The sequence below is a fragment of the Neisseria sp. HMSC061B04 genome (assembly GCF_001836705.1).
In the GTDB taxonomy this organism is placed as follows: Bacteria; Pseudomonadota; Gammaproteobacteria; order Burkholderiales; family Neisseriaceae; genus Neisseria.
This window is the reverse complement of record NZ_KV830197.1, coordinates 55470-69190: the sequence shown is the minus strand read 5'-3', so window position 1 is coordinate 69190 and position 13721 is coordinate 55470. Positions and strand designations below refer to the sequence as shown.

Below are 13721 nucleotides of genomic sequence, written 5' to 3'. Positions count from 1 at the left end.
ATGCCCATCCGTCCCAACTGGCAAGCCGCCACCCTGCTGCAAGCCGAAGAAACCTCCGTTACCTCTACCCACACCGGCCGTACCTACCGCATTCAAGCCGCGGCACTCGGCGAGCGTCCGGCAGGCGGCTATCCCGTACTGTATATTCTTGACGGAGATGCCTTTTTCCCCGCCATCCTCAATATGGCGCAATCCCTGCTCATCAACCCCATCACAAAAAGCCATGCCGCCTGTCTGATGGTCGGTATCGGCTACACCGGCGGCACCATCCGCGACTTAAGCCAACGCGCCCTCGACTACACGCCGCCGCTGCCCGGCAACGCGCCCGAATCCGAACGCAAACAATACGGCCAAGCCGACCGCTTCAGCCGTTTTATCGATGATGAACTCTCTGCCCTGCTCGACAGCAAATACCGCATCGATGCCCAAAACCAAGCCGTCTTCGGCCATTCATTCGGCGCACTGTACGGCCTCTATTCCCTGTTCACCCGCCCCGAACGATTCCGCCATTATTTACTGGTTTCGCCGTCTATCTGGTGGCAAGACCGCCGCGTACTCGATTGGCTGCCCGACACTTTGCCGCAAGGAATCGGCATCCGCCTCAGCGCAGGCGAACATGAGGGCAGAAACAACCGCCCCGACCAAACCAGCCGCGGCATGGTCGCACAAGCCAAAATCCTTGCCGGCACTTTGCACCACCTCGGCGCAGATGTCCGCTTTACCCTCTACCCCAACGCCAATCACGGCAACGCCCCGTTTTACGCCCTGACCGACTGTATCGAATATTTGCGCAGCGCATGGCAGCGTTAAAACAGGTTTGTCAAACATTGAGGCCGTCTGAAACGCAAACTTAGAAGCGTATTGAACCTATTGGATCGATCTAAAATCCAATTATAAAAAGGCCGAGACCTTTGCAATAACATAGGTTGAGACCTTTGCAAAGGTCTCGGGGCATGAAAAAGGGAGAGGCTACCTGAAAAATAGATTTTCAGGTAGCCTCAAACCGGTTTGGCATGCATCCGAAACGGAAAATTTGAGCGGTTACATACCTTGGGTTGGTGGCAGTGTTATTTCAACTTGGCTGCCAATTTGTCGAATTTTTGTTTGATGTCGGCCTTGAAGGCTTCCACTTTCTCTTTGCGCTCGGCTTTGCGCTGTTTTTTCCAAGCTTCGTGTGCCTGACGTGCCACTTCTTCCTGCGCTTCTATTGCTGCCAATACGTCCTGTTGGGCAACGGCTGCATCTTGCCGGAGAATAACGGTTTTGAAACGGTGGAAGAAGGCATCCAATACAGCTTCGTCGGATTCTTGCGCCAAAATAATGATTGCAGTACTGCCGTTATCCAGTTTTTTGGCTGTATTTTCCAGCAACGCCCCCTCTTCCAATGTTTGGGCAGTACCTGCATCACTGCCGATGAGTGCGCCAGTAGCTCCACCCAACAGAACACCGATAGGACCGCCGAGAATGCCGACCAGTGAACCAATGAGGCCGCCCGTCCATGTGCCTTCGACCGTATTGGCGGTAAAGTCGGTGCTTTCTGCTGGGATAATCAGGTCATTTTCCTTTTTAACCAAAACGGCTTGTGCCACCAAAGTATCTGTTGTCTGCGAGTAAGCTTTCAATTCAGAAAAGGCTTGATAAGCTTCGCTGGAGATGTTGAATAAGGCAACGATGATGTTTTGTTTCATAAGTCCACTCCCGTAGATTGAAAGATTTAAGAACATACTAGTTGTATGCAGTGTCATTATAAATTGCAAGGGGGGGGGAAGCAATGCGGCAAACAAAACTTTGCCTATATAAAGCCTGTAGAACCGGCAAACGGATAACGAACAATACCCAGCCTTGCCTGTAGGAAATCGTCGCATCGTTCACACCACAGGTTGAGAGGAATAAGCCTGCAAGACCTCAAGCGTCGTCTGAAATCCGTTTCCACTCCAACGCTAAATCGTACAAGGCTTTTTTGCTTTCGCCGGTAATCTTGGCGGCAAGCTCGGCGGCCTGTTTGGTCGGCAACTCAGCCGCAAGGATTTTCATCGTGTTTTGCGCCGCCTCGGGCAAATCGCTGTGTTTCTCTTTCACCGCAGGGTGCAACACCAGCACCATCTCACCACGCGTTTGGTTGCTGTCGTCTTTGAGGGCGGCTTGGATTTCGACAACCGTGCCGCTGAGGAAGGTTTCAAACGTTTTGGTGATTTCGCGCGCCAAAGTCAAACGGCGTTCGGGGAACTGCGCGGCCATATCCGCAAGGCTTGCCTCGATGCGGTGCGGCGTTTCAAACATCACAATCGGAAAATCGGCTTCCGCCCATTTGGCCAGCAGCTTTTGGCGTTCGCCGGCCTTAGGCGGCAGGAAACCGTTGAAGTAAAAATCGGATTCCGTCACCCCGGCCACGCTCAACGCCCCCATGACCGCGCTTGCGCCGACCACAGGCACCACTTTAAATCCGGCTTCACGCACGCGGGCGGCAAGTTTCGCACCAGGATCGCAAACCGCAGGCGTACCCGCATCCGAAACTTGGGCGACACTCAGGCCGTCTGAAAGATAGGCGATGATTTTATCGGCCATTTGCTGCTCGTTGTGTTCGCGCACGCTCACGAGTTTGCCCTGAATGCCGTACGCACTCAAAAGCTGGGCGGTAACACGGGTATCCTCGGCGCAGATAATGTCGGCCTTTTGCAGAACGGCCAGCGCGCGCAGCGTTATGTCGGCTAAATTGCCGATGGGTGTGGCGACAACGTATAATGTCTGTTTTTCGATGCTGTCGACGGCTTTTTGCAGGTGTTTTGTGTACATAGATTCAAGGCCGTCTGAAACGGCGTCTCTTTAAAAACAATAATTATATAACGGGTAAACTTTTCATGCGCTTAAACCACAAACAGGGGGCGGCGGCCGAAGATGCGGCGCTGGCATTCCTGCTGGGCAAAGGCTACTCGCTGCTGGCGCGGAATTGGCATTGCGCCTACGGCGAAATCGATTTAATCGTCAAAAACGGCGGTACGATTGTGTTTGTTGAAGTAAAATACCGCAAAAACCGAGGTTTCGGTGGTGCCGCATACAGCATCTCGCCGTCCAAATTATTGAAATTGCAACGAAGTGTAGAGTATTATCTGCAAAAGCACGGGTTGAGCCACGCTCCCTGCCGCCTGGATGCGGTACTGATTGAGGGCGACGGCCCGCCCGAATGGATTCAAAATATTACAGGTTAACCTCATGACAACATTACAAGAACGCGTTTCCGCACATTTTGCCGAGAGCATCCGCGCCAAGCAGGAAGCTGAAAAAGTACTGGTCGAGCCGACTGCACAGGCTGCCGAGCTGATGCTGCAATGCCTGATGAACGACGGCAAAATCCTGGCCTGCGGCAACGGCGGTTCGGCTGCCGACGCGCAACACTTCGCCGCAGAAATGACCGGTCGTTTTGAAAAAGAACGCATGGAATTGGCCGCTGTCGCACTGACAACAGACACTTCCGCCCTGACCGCCATCGGTAACGACTACGGTTTCGACCACGTATTCAGCAAACAAGTGCGCGCGCTCGGACGTGCCGGCGACGTATTGGTCGGCATCTCTACCTCCGGCAATTCCACCAACATCATCGAAGCCATCAAAGCGGCACACGAGCGCGACATGCACGTCATTGCCATGACCGGCCGCGACGGCGGAAAAATCGCCGCCATGCTCAAAGATACCGACGTTTTGCTCAACGTCCCTTATCCGCGCACTGCCCGCATTCAGGAAAACCATATTTTGCTGATTCACGCCATGTGCGACTGCATCGACTCCGTCCTGCTTGAAGGCATGTAACCCTTTCTTTTCAGACGGCCCATCCCTTAAAGGCCGTCTGAACGCCCACCCGTCCATACCCAAGGAAAAGGATATGAAGAATATCAAACGCTACGCCCTCCCCGTTCTGACCGCGACCCTCTTGAGCCTGAGTCTGAGCGGCTGCGTCGGCGCACTGATCGGCGGTGCAGCCGTCGGCACCAAATCCGCCGTCGACCGCCGCACCACAGGCGCGCAAACCGACGACAACGTTATGGCCTTGCGCGTCGAAACCACCGCACGCTCCTACCTGCGCCAAAACAACCAAGTCCAAGGCTACAAGCCCAAACTGAACGTTGTCGGCTACAACCGCCACCTGCTCCTGCTCGGCCAAGTGGCTACCGAAGGCGAAAAACAATTTGTTGAACGCATCGCCCGTTCCGAACAAGCCGCAGAAGGCGTGTACAACTACATCACCGTTGCCTCACAAGCGCGTTCGCTCGGTGATGTGACCAACGATACTTGGGGTACATCCAAAGTCCGCGCCACCCTGTTGGGCCTCAGCCCGGCCACCCAAGCACGCGTCAAAATCGTAACTTACGGCAACGTGACCTATGTGATGGGCATCCTCACGCCTGACGAACAAGCCCGCGTGACCCAAAAAGTCAGCACGACCGTCGGCGTACAAAAAGTCGTGACCCTCTATCAAAACTACGTTGCCAACTGATTCACAGGCAACCCGGGGCCGTCTGAACATTCAGACGGCCATTCCTCCAACGATTACCCGCCCCATCATGTCCAAGAATAATAAAACCCCTTTCCAACTTAAGCCCAAACACCTAATCCGCGCTTTATTCCTTGTCAGCTTTATCGCCGTCGCCACCCTTGTCGCCGGCGTATTCAGCACCCTAAACTCCGGTAAAACCGACGTACCCGAAAAAAGCCCTGCCGAACAAACCGACACACGCATTGAAGTTTGGCGCCCCAACGGTACTGTCGAACCTGAAACCGTCCAACCCGCCCAAGAAGGCGACGCGAAAACCGCCTCCGGCAATCCTGTCGTCCCACAAAACGAAAAAGGCGAAAAAGCGGAAGAAGGTGTAAAAAATGACCGCCCCACTACACACCGCAGCAAACGCACAGAAAACAAACGCGCCGAAACCGACAAATCAGAAAAAACACAATCCGACAACAGCAGCCCTGCCGCTCAAAACACACCTCAAGCAGACAGCCAGCCGGTAGAAAACAAAGCCGCAAGCAATAAACCTGCCGCACAAGCAGTAGAAAACAAACCGGAAAAAGCCAAAGCCCCCGAATCCAAACCGACTCCTAAAGCCGAGCCTGAGGCCAAACCACAAGCCAAACCGCGCAACAAAGACAATCTCGACAACCTGTTTTAAACAGACGGCACACCCGTCCCGTTCAGACGGCCCCCATGCCGTCTGAAACAAGAAGGAAACCTCATGGACAAAGTCATCATCAAAACCCCCGAAGAAATCGAAAAAATGCGCGAACTCGGCCGCTTGGTCGCCGAAGCCCTCGATTACATCGGCCAATTCGTCAAACCCGGCGTCACCACCAACGAAATCGACAAACTCGTTTACGACTACCACGTCAACGTTCAAGGCGGTTATCCGGCCCCCCTCAACTACGGCAACCCGCCCTACCCGAAATCCTGCTGCACCTCCGTCAACCACGTCATCTGCCACGGCATTCCCGATGACAAGCCGCTGAAAGAAGGCGACATCGTCAACATCGACCTGACCATCAAAAAAGACGGCTTCCACGGCGATTCCAGCCGCATGTTTACCGTCGGCAAAGTCTCCCCGATTGCCCAGCGCCTGATCGACGTGACCCACGCCTCCATGATGGCGGGTATCGAAGCGGTCAAACCCGGCGCCACCCTTGGCGATGTCGGCTATGCCTGCCAACAGGTTGCCGAAAATGCCGGCTACTCCGTAGTTCAAGAATTCTGCGGCCACGGCATCGGCCGCGGTTTCCACGAAGCGCCGCAAGTGGTCCATTACGGCCGCAAAGGTCAGGGCCTCGTCCTCAAACCGGGCATGATTTTTACCATCGAGCCGATGATCAACCAAGGCAAACGCCACCTGCGTATCCTGAACGACGGTTGGACAGTGGTTACCAAAGACCGCTCCCTTTCCGCCCAATGGGAACACGAAGTCTTGGTTACCGAAACCGGCTACGAAATCCTCACCATCAGTCCTGCCACCGGCAAGCCTTAAACTTGAAAAATTTTCAGGTCGTCTGAAAATACAGATTCAGACGGCCTGAAATTTATCCGTTTTCCCGACCCGTCAAACCGAATAAAAGCTCAAAATTAAGTTTTTACCCATAATGAATTGTTTAGTTGTGTAAAAATTTGCCCACGCCATATTTAAGATAATCGCATAATTTAATGATTTATATGCCAAAAATTATACGAAATAATGAATTAAGAAATATTTACACAAATTATGGCAAACAGCGGCAAACTTCTTTCGAATATACTGTCTAATTATCTAGATCAGTCATTTGCAATACGCCCACATATCACCCCAAAAGCCTACAGGAAAAGGGATGCCGGCATTCTTGCAGACCCATTTTTATGCCTAGAGGCATGCAACAAATACCACAATAAGGAAGATTCATGAAATCGTTCGAAAAAATTGAAAACATCCGCGATATCCGTAAAAAACTCGGCCTGAACCAAATGGACTTCTGGAGCCGCATCGGTGTGACTCAATCCGGTGGTTCCCGTTACGAATCCGGCCGCAATATGCCTAAACCTGTACGCGAATTGCTGCGTTTGGTACACATCGAGCGCGTCGATTTGGCTAAAGTAAACCGTGACGACTTGGCCGTTGCGTCCTTGCTGAAAAACCGCGACCCTGAGTTGTACGCTTCTCTGAAAAAAGAAGCCAAAGCCGACAACAAAGGCAAATAATCAAGCCATTCAAAAGGCCGTCTGAAACTTGTTTTCAGACGGCCTTTTTACTTTCTACACTCTAAGGGCATGTCGCATATATGCCCTTTCTCCTTTACGGCTGATACTGCTTGAAATAGTCCAACACCGTTTGCGGCAGCCATTGCAGATTCAGACGGCCCCGATCGCGGCTGACGAAGCCGACATGACCGCCGTATGTCGGTTGCAGCAGCGTAACGGCCGAGGACACGTCCCGCCCGGTCGGCAGGGCTTCCGGCGGCAGGAAGGGGTCGTTGACGGCATTGAGCAGCAGCAACGGCGTATCCACGCCTTTCAGAAACGGTTTGCAGGAATTGCGGCGGTAGTAATCGTGGCGGTCGGCAAAACCGTGAAGCGGCGCGGTAAAGCGGTCGTCAAAATCGCCAAGCGTTTTGCAGTTTTGCCGGCTCAAGGCCGTCTGAAACTGAGGAATCGCTCGGGCTTTCGGCAGCAGCGAATTCAAAAAATAGCGCGTGTAAATCAGTCGCGTCATGCCCTGATCAAAACGCGTACCTGCCGCTACGGCATCAACCGGTGCGGAAACGACGGCAGAAGCGCGCGGAACGGCATTGCTGCCCTGCTCGCCCAAATATTTGGCCAGGGCATTGCCCCCCAAAGAAACGCCGACGGCGTAAATGGTTGAATAGCGTTGGGCCAGCGTGTTGAGCATAAAGGCGATTTCAGTCGTATCGCCGAGATGGTAGAACACGGGCGCGGTGTTTGCGATGCCGCCGCAACTGCGGAAATGGGCAACCACGCCGTTCCAACCGCGCTGCTGCACGGCTTTCATCAACTCGACCGCGTAATGGCTCTCGCTGCTGCCTTCCAGTCCGTGGAACAAAACCACCAGCGGCGCATCGGGGTCGGCGCTGTCGACAAAATCGTAGGCAACTTGGGTTTTGCCGGTGCTGTCGGGCAAAAGCTCGCGGCGGTAGTCGGGCGCCTTGCCTTGCAGCAGTTTGGCAAACAGGGTATCGGCATGGCCGTTTCTGAGCCAATAAGGCGTGTTGGGTGAACGTGTATTCATAATTCGTTTCTTCTATTTTTCAGACGGCCTGAAGATAAGCATATACACCAGCAAGGCAGTCAACGTGCCGTTTGTCCAGCCTGCCCAAACGTCGGTGGGATAATGCACGCCCAAATAAATGCGTGAAAACCCGGTCAACAGGGCAAAGGAAATACCGCCTATCCAAGCGGCGCGGCGATAGCGAGTGCGGCGGCAAAGCAATATCAGCATGACGGCAATGGCGGCGGAAAACGTACTGTGGCCGCTGGGGAAGGAGAAATTGCTCTCTTCAATCAGGCGCGGCCAAAGCAGCGGGCGTTCGCGGGCAAACCATACCTTCACAATCAGCATGTTCACAGTCGGCACCAATGCCGCCAACACGCAAAACAGTGCTTCGCGCTTTTTATCGGCGAAATACAGGGCGGCGGCAACCGCGCCGATCAGCGGCACGGCAATCGCGGTTTTGCCCAGATAGTGCAACACGGTGGCAATCGGGTCAAACCATGTGCCCGCATGGGCATGGACGGCGTGCATCAGCGGCGGCTCAAAAGCGAAGCCGCCATATTGCGCCAGCCAAATACCGATGATGAGGGTCGGTGGTAAAAACAGCAAAGAAGCGAAAGTCAATGCGCGTCTGGATTGGGCTGGGGATAAGTGCATTATTCCACCGTTTCTTTCAAAGTCGCGCCAATTGCCTGCAAACCCTGCAACGCATCTGCCCACGCTGCATCCAGCAAGCGGCAGGCCTCGCCTTCCGCTTTGATGCCGAACTCGATATGCGGCGGAATATAACGGCCGTCTGAATCGGTACGACCCACGGTGGGCAGGCTGTACGAACGGATACCGACGTAGGTGCGCTCAAGATGTTCCATAATCGGCGTAATGCGCGATTCGGGTTGCTCGAACACATACACGCTGCGGCTGCCGCGTTCGGTTTGGTTGAAGCGGTCGGCGTAATAAGTTTCCAATACCCATTCCGCCATCGGGTGCGCCATCACGGGGAAGCCGGGGAAGAAATAATGCTCGCGGATGGAAAATCCGGCGATGTTGTTAAACGGATTGGGCACCAATTCCGCGCCTTCGGGAAAATCCGCCATTTTCAGACGCTGGGCGTGTTCCGGCGAATCGAGCGGCTCGCCGCGTTTCAGGGTTACGCCTTCGATAAACTTGGCGGCTTCAGGATGGCGGACGACGGGCAAATCCAAAGCAGCCGCTGCGGCTTGGCGCGTGTGGTCGTCAGGCGTAGAGCCGATACCACCGGTAACGAAAGTCGGCAGGCCGTCTGAAAAACTGCGGCGCAGCTGTTTGACCAGCAATTCGGGTTCGTCAGGCAGATATTGCACCTGATTGAGTTTCAGCCCGTGCGATTCCAATAAAGATTTAAAAAAGGCGAAATGCTTGTCTTGGCGGCTGCCGTGCAGGATTTCATCGCCGATGATGATGAGGTTAAAAGCGTTCATGATGAGGTTTCTTTAATACGGCCTTCCGAACATTCAGACGGCCTATTGCTGACAATGTATTCCATTTATAAGATAATGGTTTCAACTTTTCAAGTCTGGAGAAATTCCCATGAGCCAAAACCATACCATTTTACAAAATCTCCCCGTTGGCCAAAAAGTCGGCATCGCCTTCTCCGGTGGCCTCGATACCTCTGCCGCGCTGTTGTGGATGAAACTCAAAGGCGCGCTGCCTTATGCCTATACTGCCAACCTCGGCCAGCCCGACGAAGACGACTACAACGCCATTCCCAAAAAAGCGATGGAATACGGTGCGGAAAACGCCCGCCTGATCGACTGCCGCGCACAATTGGCACACGAAGGCATCGCCGCCATCCAATGTGGCGCGTTCCACGTTTCCACCGGCGGCATCGCCTATTTCAACACCACGCCTTTGGGCCGCGCCGTTACTGGCACCATGCTCGTTTCCGCCATGAAAGAAGACGATGTCAACATTTGGGGCGACGGCAGCACCTACAAAGGCAACGACATCGAGCGTTTCTACCGCTACGGCCTGTTGACCAATCCCGCGCTGAAAATCTACAAACCTTGGCTCGACCAACAATTTATCGACGAACTCGGCGGCCGCCACGAAATGAGCGAATTTCTGATTGCCAACGGCTTCAACTACAAAATGTCGGTTGAAAAAGCCTACTCTACCGACTCCAACATGCTGGGTGCCACCCACGAAGCGAAAGACTTGGAATTCCTCAACAGCGGCATCAAAATCGTCAAACCCATCATGGGCGTTGCCTTCTGGGACGAAAACGTCGAAGTCAAACCCGAAGAAGTCAGCGTGCGCTTTGAAGAAGGCGTGCCCGTTGCACTGAACGGCAAAGAATACGCCGACCCCGTCGAACTCTTCCTCGAAGCCAACCGCATCGGTGGCCGCCACGGTTTGGGCATGAGCGACCAAATCGAAAACCGCATCATCGAAGCCAAATCGCGCGGCATCTACGAAGCCCCAGGCATGGCATTATTCCACATCGCCTACGAACGCTTGGTGACCGGCATCCACAACGAAGACACCATCGAACAATACCGCATCAACGGCCTGCGCCTCGGCCGCCTGCTCTACCAAGGCCGCTGGTTCGACAGCCAAGCCCTCATGTTGCGCGAAACCGCCCAACACTGGGTCGCCAAAGCCATTACCGGCGAAGTAACCCTCGAACTGCGCCGCGGCAACGACTACTCGATTCTGAACACCGAATCGCCTAACCTGACCTACCAACCGGAACGCCTGAGCATGGAAAAAGTCGAAGACGCCGCATTCACCCCGCTCGACCGCATCGGCCAGCTCACTATGCGCAACCTCGACATCACCGACACCCGCGCCAAACTGGGTATTTACTCGCAAAGCGGTTTGTTGTCCTTGGGCGAAGGTTCCGTATTACCGCAGTTGAATAATAAGGAGTAGAATCATGGGGGGTCTTTAAGGCCCCCTTATTTTATAAAGGAATAAAATGAAAGAATATAAAGCCGTCATTTATCAAGAGAACCTGCTTTCCAGCTTGATTTTCGGCAGCGCCAAAATCAATCCGGTCAAATTCAGCGATTTTCTCAACAGCCACGCCTCACAAGGCTGGAAGGTCGTTACCATGGAAAAAGACCAACGCCGAATGCTGCTGTTTTTCGTGCGTGAAGCCTACGTCGTCATTTTGGAAAAAGAACGTGTTTAAATTCGGCGTCTATGCCTGTCTCGGATTGTTCGTCAGCTGGGTGTTGCTCTTGATTTTGCAACTGTGGTTTTCCTTCGTCGATGCCGATTTGTTTCTCAAAATCACCCTGACCATGGCAGGTCTTTTCATTATCATTCTGGCCAGCTTACTGGTGATCAGCCAGTATTTTTCCGAAAAGAAAATGAAAGACGACGGATTTATCAACTGATCCTACTTCGGAAAGCACCATGTGTGCTTTATCCAAAACCTTGACGCAACATCCTTGTTCAATAGACAGGGTCGTCTGAAATTTATGTTTCAGACTGCCTCATTACCCTCCTCAAAGCTACTGAATACCATGAAATTCTTTTCCCACTTTTATCTTGAAAACCATATGTATTTCAACGACTACTTGAAATACGTCCTGATTTTCGCCGCCCTCGTCATCCTCCTGCTCGCCGTATCGCAATACCTGCGCCACCGTATGGACACCAAATACCGCGATCTGAGCATTATTGCGCTGTTGCTGCTCATCCTCATCTGCGGCACGCAATATCTTTCGTACAGCGAACGTCAAAACTTCGCCGCCGACACTTCGCGCATGGTTGGCTTTCTCGATGCCTTAATCGAAAACCAAAAGGTTGAAAAACAAGACATCATCGTCAACAGCACGCGCCTATCCAACGGTATGATTATCGGCATCAAAAGCCAATATTACGAAGTCCATTTCAATCAAGACTTCTCCGCCTACACACTGACGCCCATCAATCTGGTCAACAACAATATCGAACTCATCGATAAAGAATAACAGGATACACACATGGAAGCATACTCTCTGCTCGCCCTCAAACTGCTGATGGGTTTTTTAGGTTTAATTTTGCAAATCAATCTCTTAGGCAAAGGCAACCTCGCACCGACCTCCGCCATGGATCAAGTACAAAACTTTGTACTCGGCGGCATCATCGGCGGCCTGATTTACAGCGACAGCGTCGGCCTGTTGCAATTTTTCCTCGTACTGATTTTGTGGACGTTGTTGGTCTTAAGCCTGAAATTCATCAAAAACCACAACCACTGGGTCAAATCCGTGATTGACGGCAAATCCGTTTGGATCATCGTCAACGGCAAAGTACAAGCAGAAGAATGTATGAAAAACGGCATCAGCGCGCATGACCTCATGTTCAAACTCCGCGCCGCCGGCATCTACGAAATTTCTTCGGTCAAACGCGCCGTCATGGAGCAAAACGGCCAGCTCACCGTCATTCAGTACGGCGACGAAAGCCTACGCTATCCGCTGATTACAGACGGCCAAGTCGACCCCGACATCCTCGAAATCATTCAGCGTGATGAAGAGTGGCTGCAACAAGAGCTTGACCGCCTCCACCTTGAAGCCTCGCAAGTCTATATCGGCGAATACATAGACGGAAAATTGGTGGCACACCGTTATCCTTCTTGATTTGAAAATAGCAGGCCGTCTGAAACCCTGATTTCAGACGGCCTTTTTGCATTCAGCCCAAACACTGATGTTTTAATCGCGGTATTCAAACCTTGCGCCCAAAAATTGAGCCAGCGTAGAAACGTGGGAATGTCGGGGGTCTTTGACGGCGGTCAGCAACAGGATATTGCCGTGTTGCCGCTCCAAATCCAGCAGCTGCTTGATGGCGGCCTGCTCGGTATCGCCTTGCAGCTCTTCGTGATAACGGCTGACAAAACCGTCAAAATTCTCAGCCGGATTTTCATGATACCAGCGGCGCAGGTTTGCACTGGGCGTAATGTCTTTGAGCCAAATCGCCGTAGCGAAAACTTCTTTATGGACGCCGCGCGGATAAAGGCGGTCGATAAAGACGGCGGTCTGTTCGGGATTCGGCTGATAAGCATAAATGCGTTGTACGGTAAACATTTTTTCTCGTCTCCAATGGATTCAGGCCGTCTGAAAATTCAGACGGCCTGATATTTTTTAGGTTTAGAACAGTTTTTTGACTTCGGCTTCGATATCTTCGGCACGCATAAAGGTTTCGCCGATCAGGAAAGTATGCACGCCGTGGCCGCGCATGAAATCGACGTCTTCTTTGTTGCGGATGCCGCTTTCGGTTACAACGGTTTTACCGTTCAATTCAGGCAAGAGATCGAGGGTTTGTTGCAGGGTCACTTCAAACGTACGCAGGTTGCGGTTGTTGACGCCCCACAGCGGCGTGGTCATGTTGCGGCATTTTTCCAGCTCGGACGCATCGTGCAATTCTAACAAGACAGTCATGCCCAATTCGTGGGCAACGGCTTCAAAACGCTCAAGCTGCTCTGCTTCCAAGGCGGCGGCAATCAGAAGAACCGCATCCGCACCCCACGCGCGCGCCTGATAGATTTGGTATTCGTCAATGATGAAATCTTTACGCAAGACCGGCAGCGCCACAGCCGCACGCGCCTGTTTCAAATACTCGGGTGAGCCTTGGAAATAAGGTTCGTCCGTCAACACGGACAAACAGGCCGCGCCGGCTTTTTCATAGGCAACGGCGATTTCGGCAGGATGAAAATCAGGGCGGATCAGGCCTTTGCTTGGGCTGGCTTTTTTGACTTCGGCAATAATGGCGGGCAGATTCTGCGCGTGTTTTTCACGGATTGAGCCGATAAAGCTGCGAACCGGCGCGGCTGCCTGCGCTTGGGCTTTGATGTCTTCCAAGGAAACGGCGGCTTTTTGGGCGGCCACTTCTTCTGCTTTGGTGGCAAGGATTTTGTTGAGAATATCGGTCATGGCGTTTTTCTATTGGGGCTGATTTTCGGGTTTGAGTCGTGCAACATGCTGCTGCAGATTAGATTTCAGACGGCCTGAATGCCGCTATTTTAAT

Annotated in this window: 19 protein-coding genes; 12 read left to right on the top strand and 7 right to left on the bottom strand. The window is 52.9% G+C overall.

What is annotated here, in order from left to right:
• Positions 1-810: an alpha/beta hydrolase gene (locus HMPREF2661_RS07425; protein WP_070823034.1), complete on the top strand. Its 810-nt coding sequence runs from the start codon at positions 1-3 to the stop codon at positions 808-810.
• A gap of 257 nt (positions 811-1067) precedes the next feature.
• Here the strand turns inward: HMPREF2661_RS07425 and HMPREF2661_RS07420 are convergent, their stop codons facing one another.
• Both HMPREF2661_RS07420 and rsmI read right to left on the bottom strand, forming a co-directional pair.
• Positions 1068-1688 (bottom strand): DUF1269 domain-containing protein, encoded by a 621-nt coding sequence (locus HMPREF2661_RS07420; protein ID WP_070823031.1) that lies wholly within the window; start codon positions 1686-1688, stop codon positions 1068-1070.
• Positions 1689-1905: 217 nt separating this feature from the next.
• The gene (gene rsmI, locus HMPREF2661_RS07415) at positions 1906-2793 is read right to left on the bottom strand and encodes a 16S rRNA (cytidine(1402)-2'-O)-methyltransferase (RefSeq protein ID WP_070823029.1); all 888 of its coding nucleotides are present in this window, start codon (positions 2791-2793) and stop codon (positions 1906-1908) included.
• A 65-nt stretch (positions 2794-2858) separates the two neighbouring features.
• Between rsmI and HMPREF2661_RS07410 the strand changes: the two genes are divergently transcribed.
• The 6 genes from HMPREF2661_RS07410 to HMPREF2661_RS07385 all read left to right on the top strand — a co-directional run bounded on the left by HMPREF2661_RS07410 (position 2859) and on the right by HMPREF2661_RS07385 (position 6706).
• Positions 2859-3206 carry a YraN family protein gene (locus HMPREF2661_RS07410; RefSeq protein ID WP_070823027.1) on the top strand — a complete coding sequence of 116 codons (348 nt, stop codon included), beginning with the start codon at positions 2859-2861 and terminating at the stop codon, positions 3204-3206.
• A 4-nt stretch (positions 3207-3210) separates the two neighbouring features.
• Positions 3211-3804: a phosphoheptose isomerase gene (locus HMPREF2661_RS07405; RefSeq protein WP_070503928.1), complete on the top strand. Its 594-nt coding sequence runs from the start codon at positions 3211-3213 to the stop codon at positions 3802-3804.
• A 73-nt stretch (positions 3805-3877) separates the two neighbouring features.
• Positions 3878-4489: a BON domain-containing protein gene (locus HMPREF2661_RS07400; protein ID WP_039862284.1), complete on the top strand. Its 612-nt coding sequence runs from the start codon at positions 3878-3880 to the stop codon at positions 4487-4489.
• Between the two features lie 67 nt (positions 4490-4556).
• A complete protein-coding gene (locus HMPREF2661_RS07395) occupies positions 4557-5162 on the top strand; it encodes a prolipoprotein diacylglyceryl transferase (protein ID WP_070823024.1) in 606 nt (201 codons plus the stop codon).
• Between the two features lie 63 nt (positions 5163-5225).
• The gene (gene map, locus HMPREF2661_RS07390; RefSeq protein ID WP_036493672.1) at positions 5226-6005 is read left to right on the top strand and encodes a type I methionyl aminopeptidase; all 780 of its coding nucleotides are present in this window, start codon (positions 5226-5228) and stop codon (positions 6003-6005) included.
• Between the two features lie 404 nt (positions 6006-6409).
• Positions 6410-6706: a helix-turn-helix domain-containing protein gene (locus HMPREF2661_RS07385; protein WP_003680641.1), complete on the top strand. Its 297-nt coding sequence runs from the start codon at positions 6410-6412 to the stop codon at positions 6704-6706.
• Positions 6707-6800: 94 nt separating this feature from the next.
• On the opposite strand, the gene HMPREF2661_RS07380 is transcribed toward HMPREF2661_RS07385, so the two are convergent.
• The 3 genes from HMPREF2661_RS07380 to HMPREF2661_RS07370 are packed head-to-tail and all read right to left on the bottom strand — an operon-like array spanning position 6801 to position 9190.
• Entirely contained in the window at positions 6801-7751 is a 951-nt protein-coding gene (locus HMPREF2661_RS07380) for a YheT family hydrolase (protein ID WP_070823022.1), read from the bottom strand.
• A 12-nt stretch (positions 7752-7763) separates the two neighbouring features.
• Positions 7764-8390, bottom strand: a complete 627-nt coding sequence (locus tag HMPREF2661_RS07375; RefSeq protein WP_070823019.1) for a phosphatase PAP2 family protein — start codon at positions 8388-8390, stop codon at positions 7764-7766.
• Positions 8390-9190, bottom strand: a complete 801-nt coding sequence (locus HMPREF2661_RS07370; protein ID WP_070823017.1) for a competence/damage-inducible protein A — start codon at positions 9188-9190, stop codon at positions 8390-8392. Before HMPREF2661_RS07370 ends, HMPREF2661_RS07375 begins: the two co-directional genes overlap by 1 nt.
• A gap of 109 nt (positions 9191-9299) precedes the next feature.
• On the opposite strand from HMPREF2661_RS07370, the gene argG reads away from it, so the two are divergent.
• The 5 genes from argG to HMPREF2661_RS07345 all read left to right on the top strand — a co-directional run bounded on the left by argG (position 9300) and on the right by HMPREF2661_RS07345 (position 12337).
• Entirely contained in the window at positions 9300-10643 is a 1344-nt protein-coding gene (gene argG, locus HMPREF2661_RS07365) for an argininosuccinate synthase (RefSeq protein ID WP_070823014.1), read from the top strand.
• A 46-nt stretch (positions 10644-10689) separates the two neighbouring features.
• Positions 10690-10905: a DUF4177 domain-containing protein gene (locus tag HMPREF2661_RS07360; protein ID WP_036493650.1), complete on the top strand. Its 216-nt coding sequence runs from the start codon at positions 10690-10692 to the stop codon at positions 10903-10905.
• Complete coding sequence (locus tag HMPREF2661_RS07355) at positions 10898-11113, top strand: hypothetical protein (RefSeq protein WP_070823011.1); 216 nt, start codon at positions 10898-10900, stop codon at positions 11111-11113. The genes HMPREF2661_RS07360 and HMPREF2661_RS07355 overlap by 8 nt, the downstream gene beginning before the upstream one ends.
• 129 nt (positions 11114-11242) lie before the next feature.
• Positions 11243-11692, top strand: a complete 450-nt coding sequence (locus HMPREF2661_RS07350) for a DUF3290 domain-containing protein (RefSeq protein ID WP_070823009.1) — start codon at positions 11243-11245, stop codon at positions 11690-11692.
• Between the two features lie 12 nt (positions 11693-11704).
• Positions 11705-12337 (top strand): DUF421 domain-containing protein, encoded by a 633-nt coding sequence (locus HMPREF2661_RS07345; RefSeq protein WP_070823006.1) that lies wholly within the window; start codon positions 11705-11707, stop codon positions 12335-12337.
• A gap of 72 nt (positions 12338-12409) precedes the next feature.
• On the opposite strand, the gene HMPREF2661_RS07340 is transcribed toward HMPREF2661_RS07345, so the two are convergent.
• Complete coding sequence (locus HMPREF2661_RS07340) at positions 12410-12781, bottom strand: DUF488 domain-containing protein (protein WP_070823003.1); 372 nt, start codon at positions 12779-12781, stop codon at positions 12410-12412.
• A gap of 63 nt (positions 12782-12844) precedes the next feature.
• The gene (gene trpC, locus HMPREF2661_RS07335) at positions 12845-13627 is read right to left on the bottom strand and encodes an indole-3-glycerol phosphate synthase TrpC (protein ID WP_049322461.1); all 783 of its coding nucleotides are present in this window, start codon (positions 13625-13627) and stop codon (positions 12845-12847) included.
• Positions 13628-13721 lie beyond the last annotated feature (94 nt).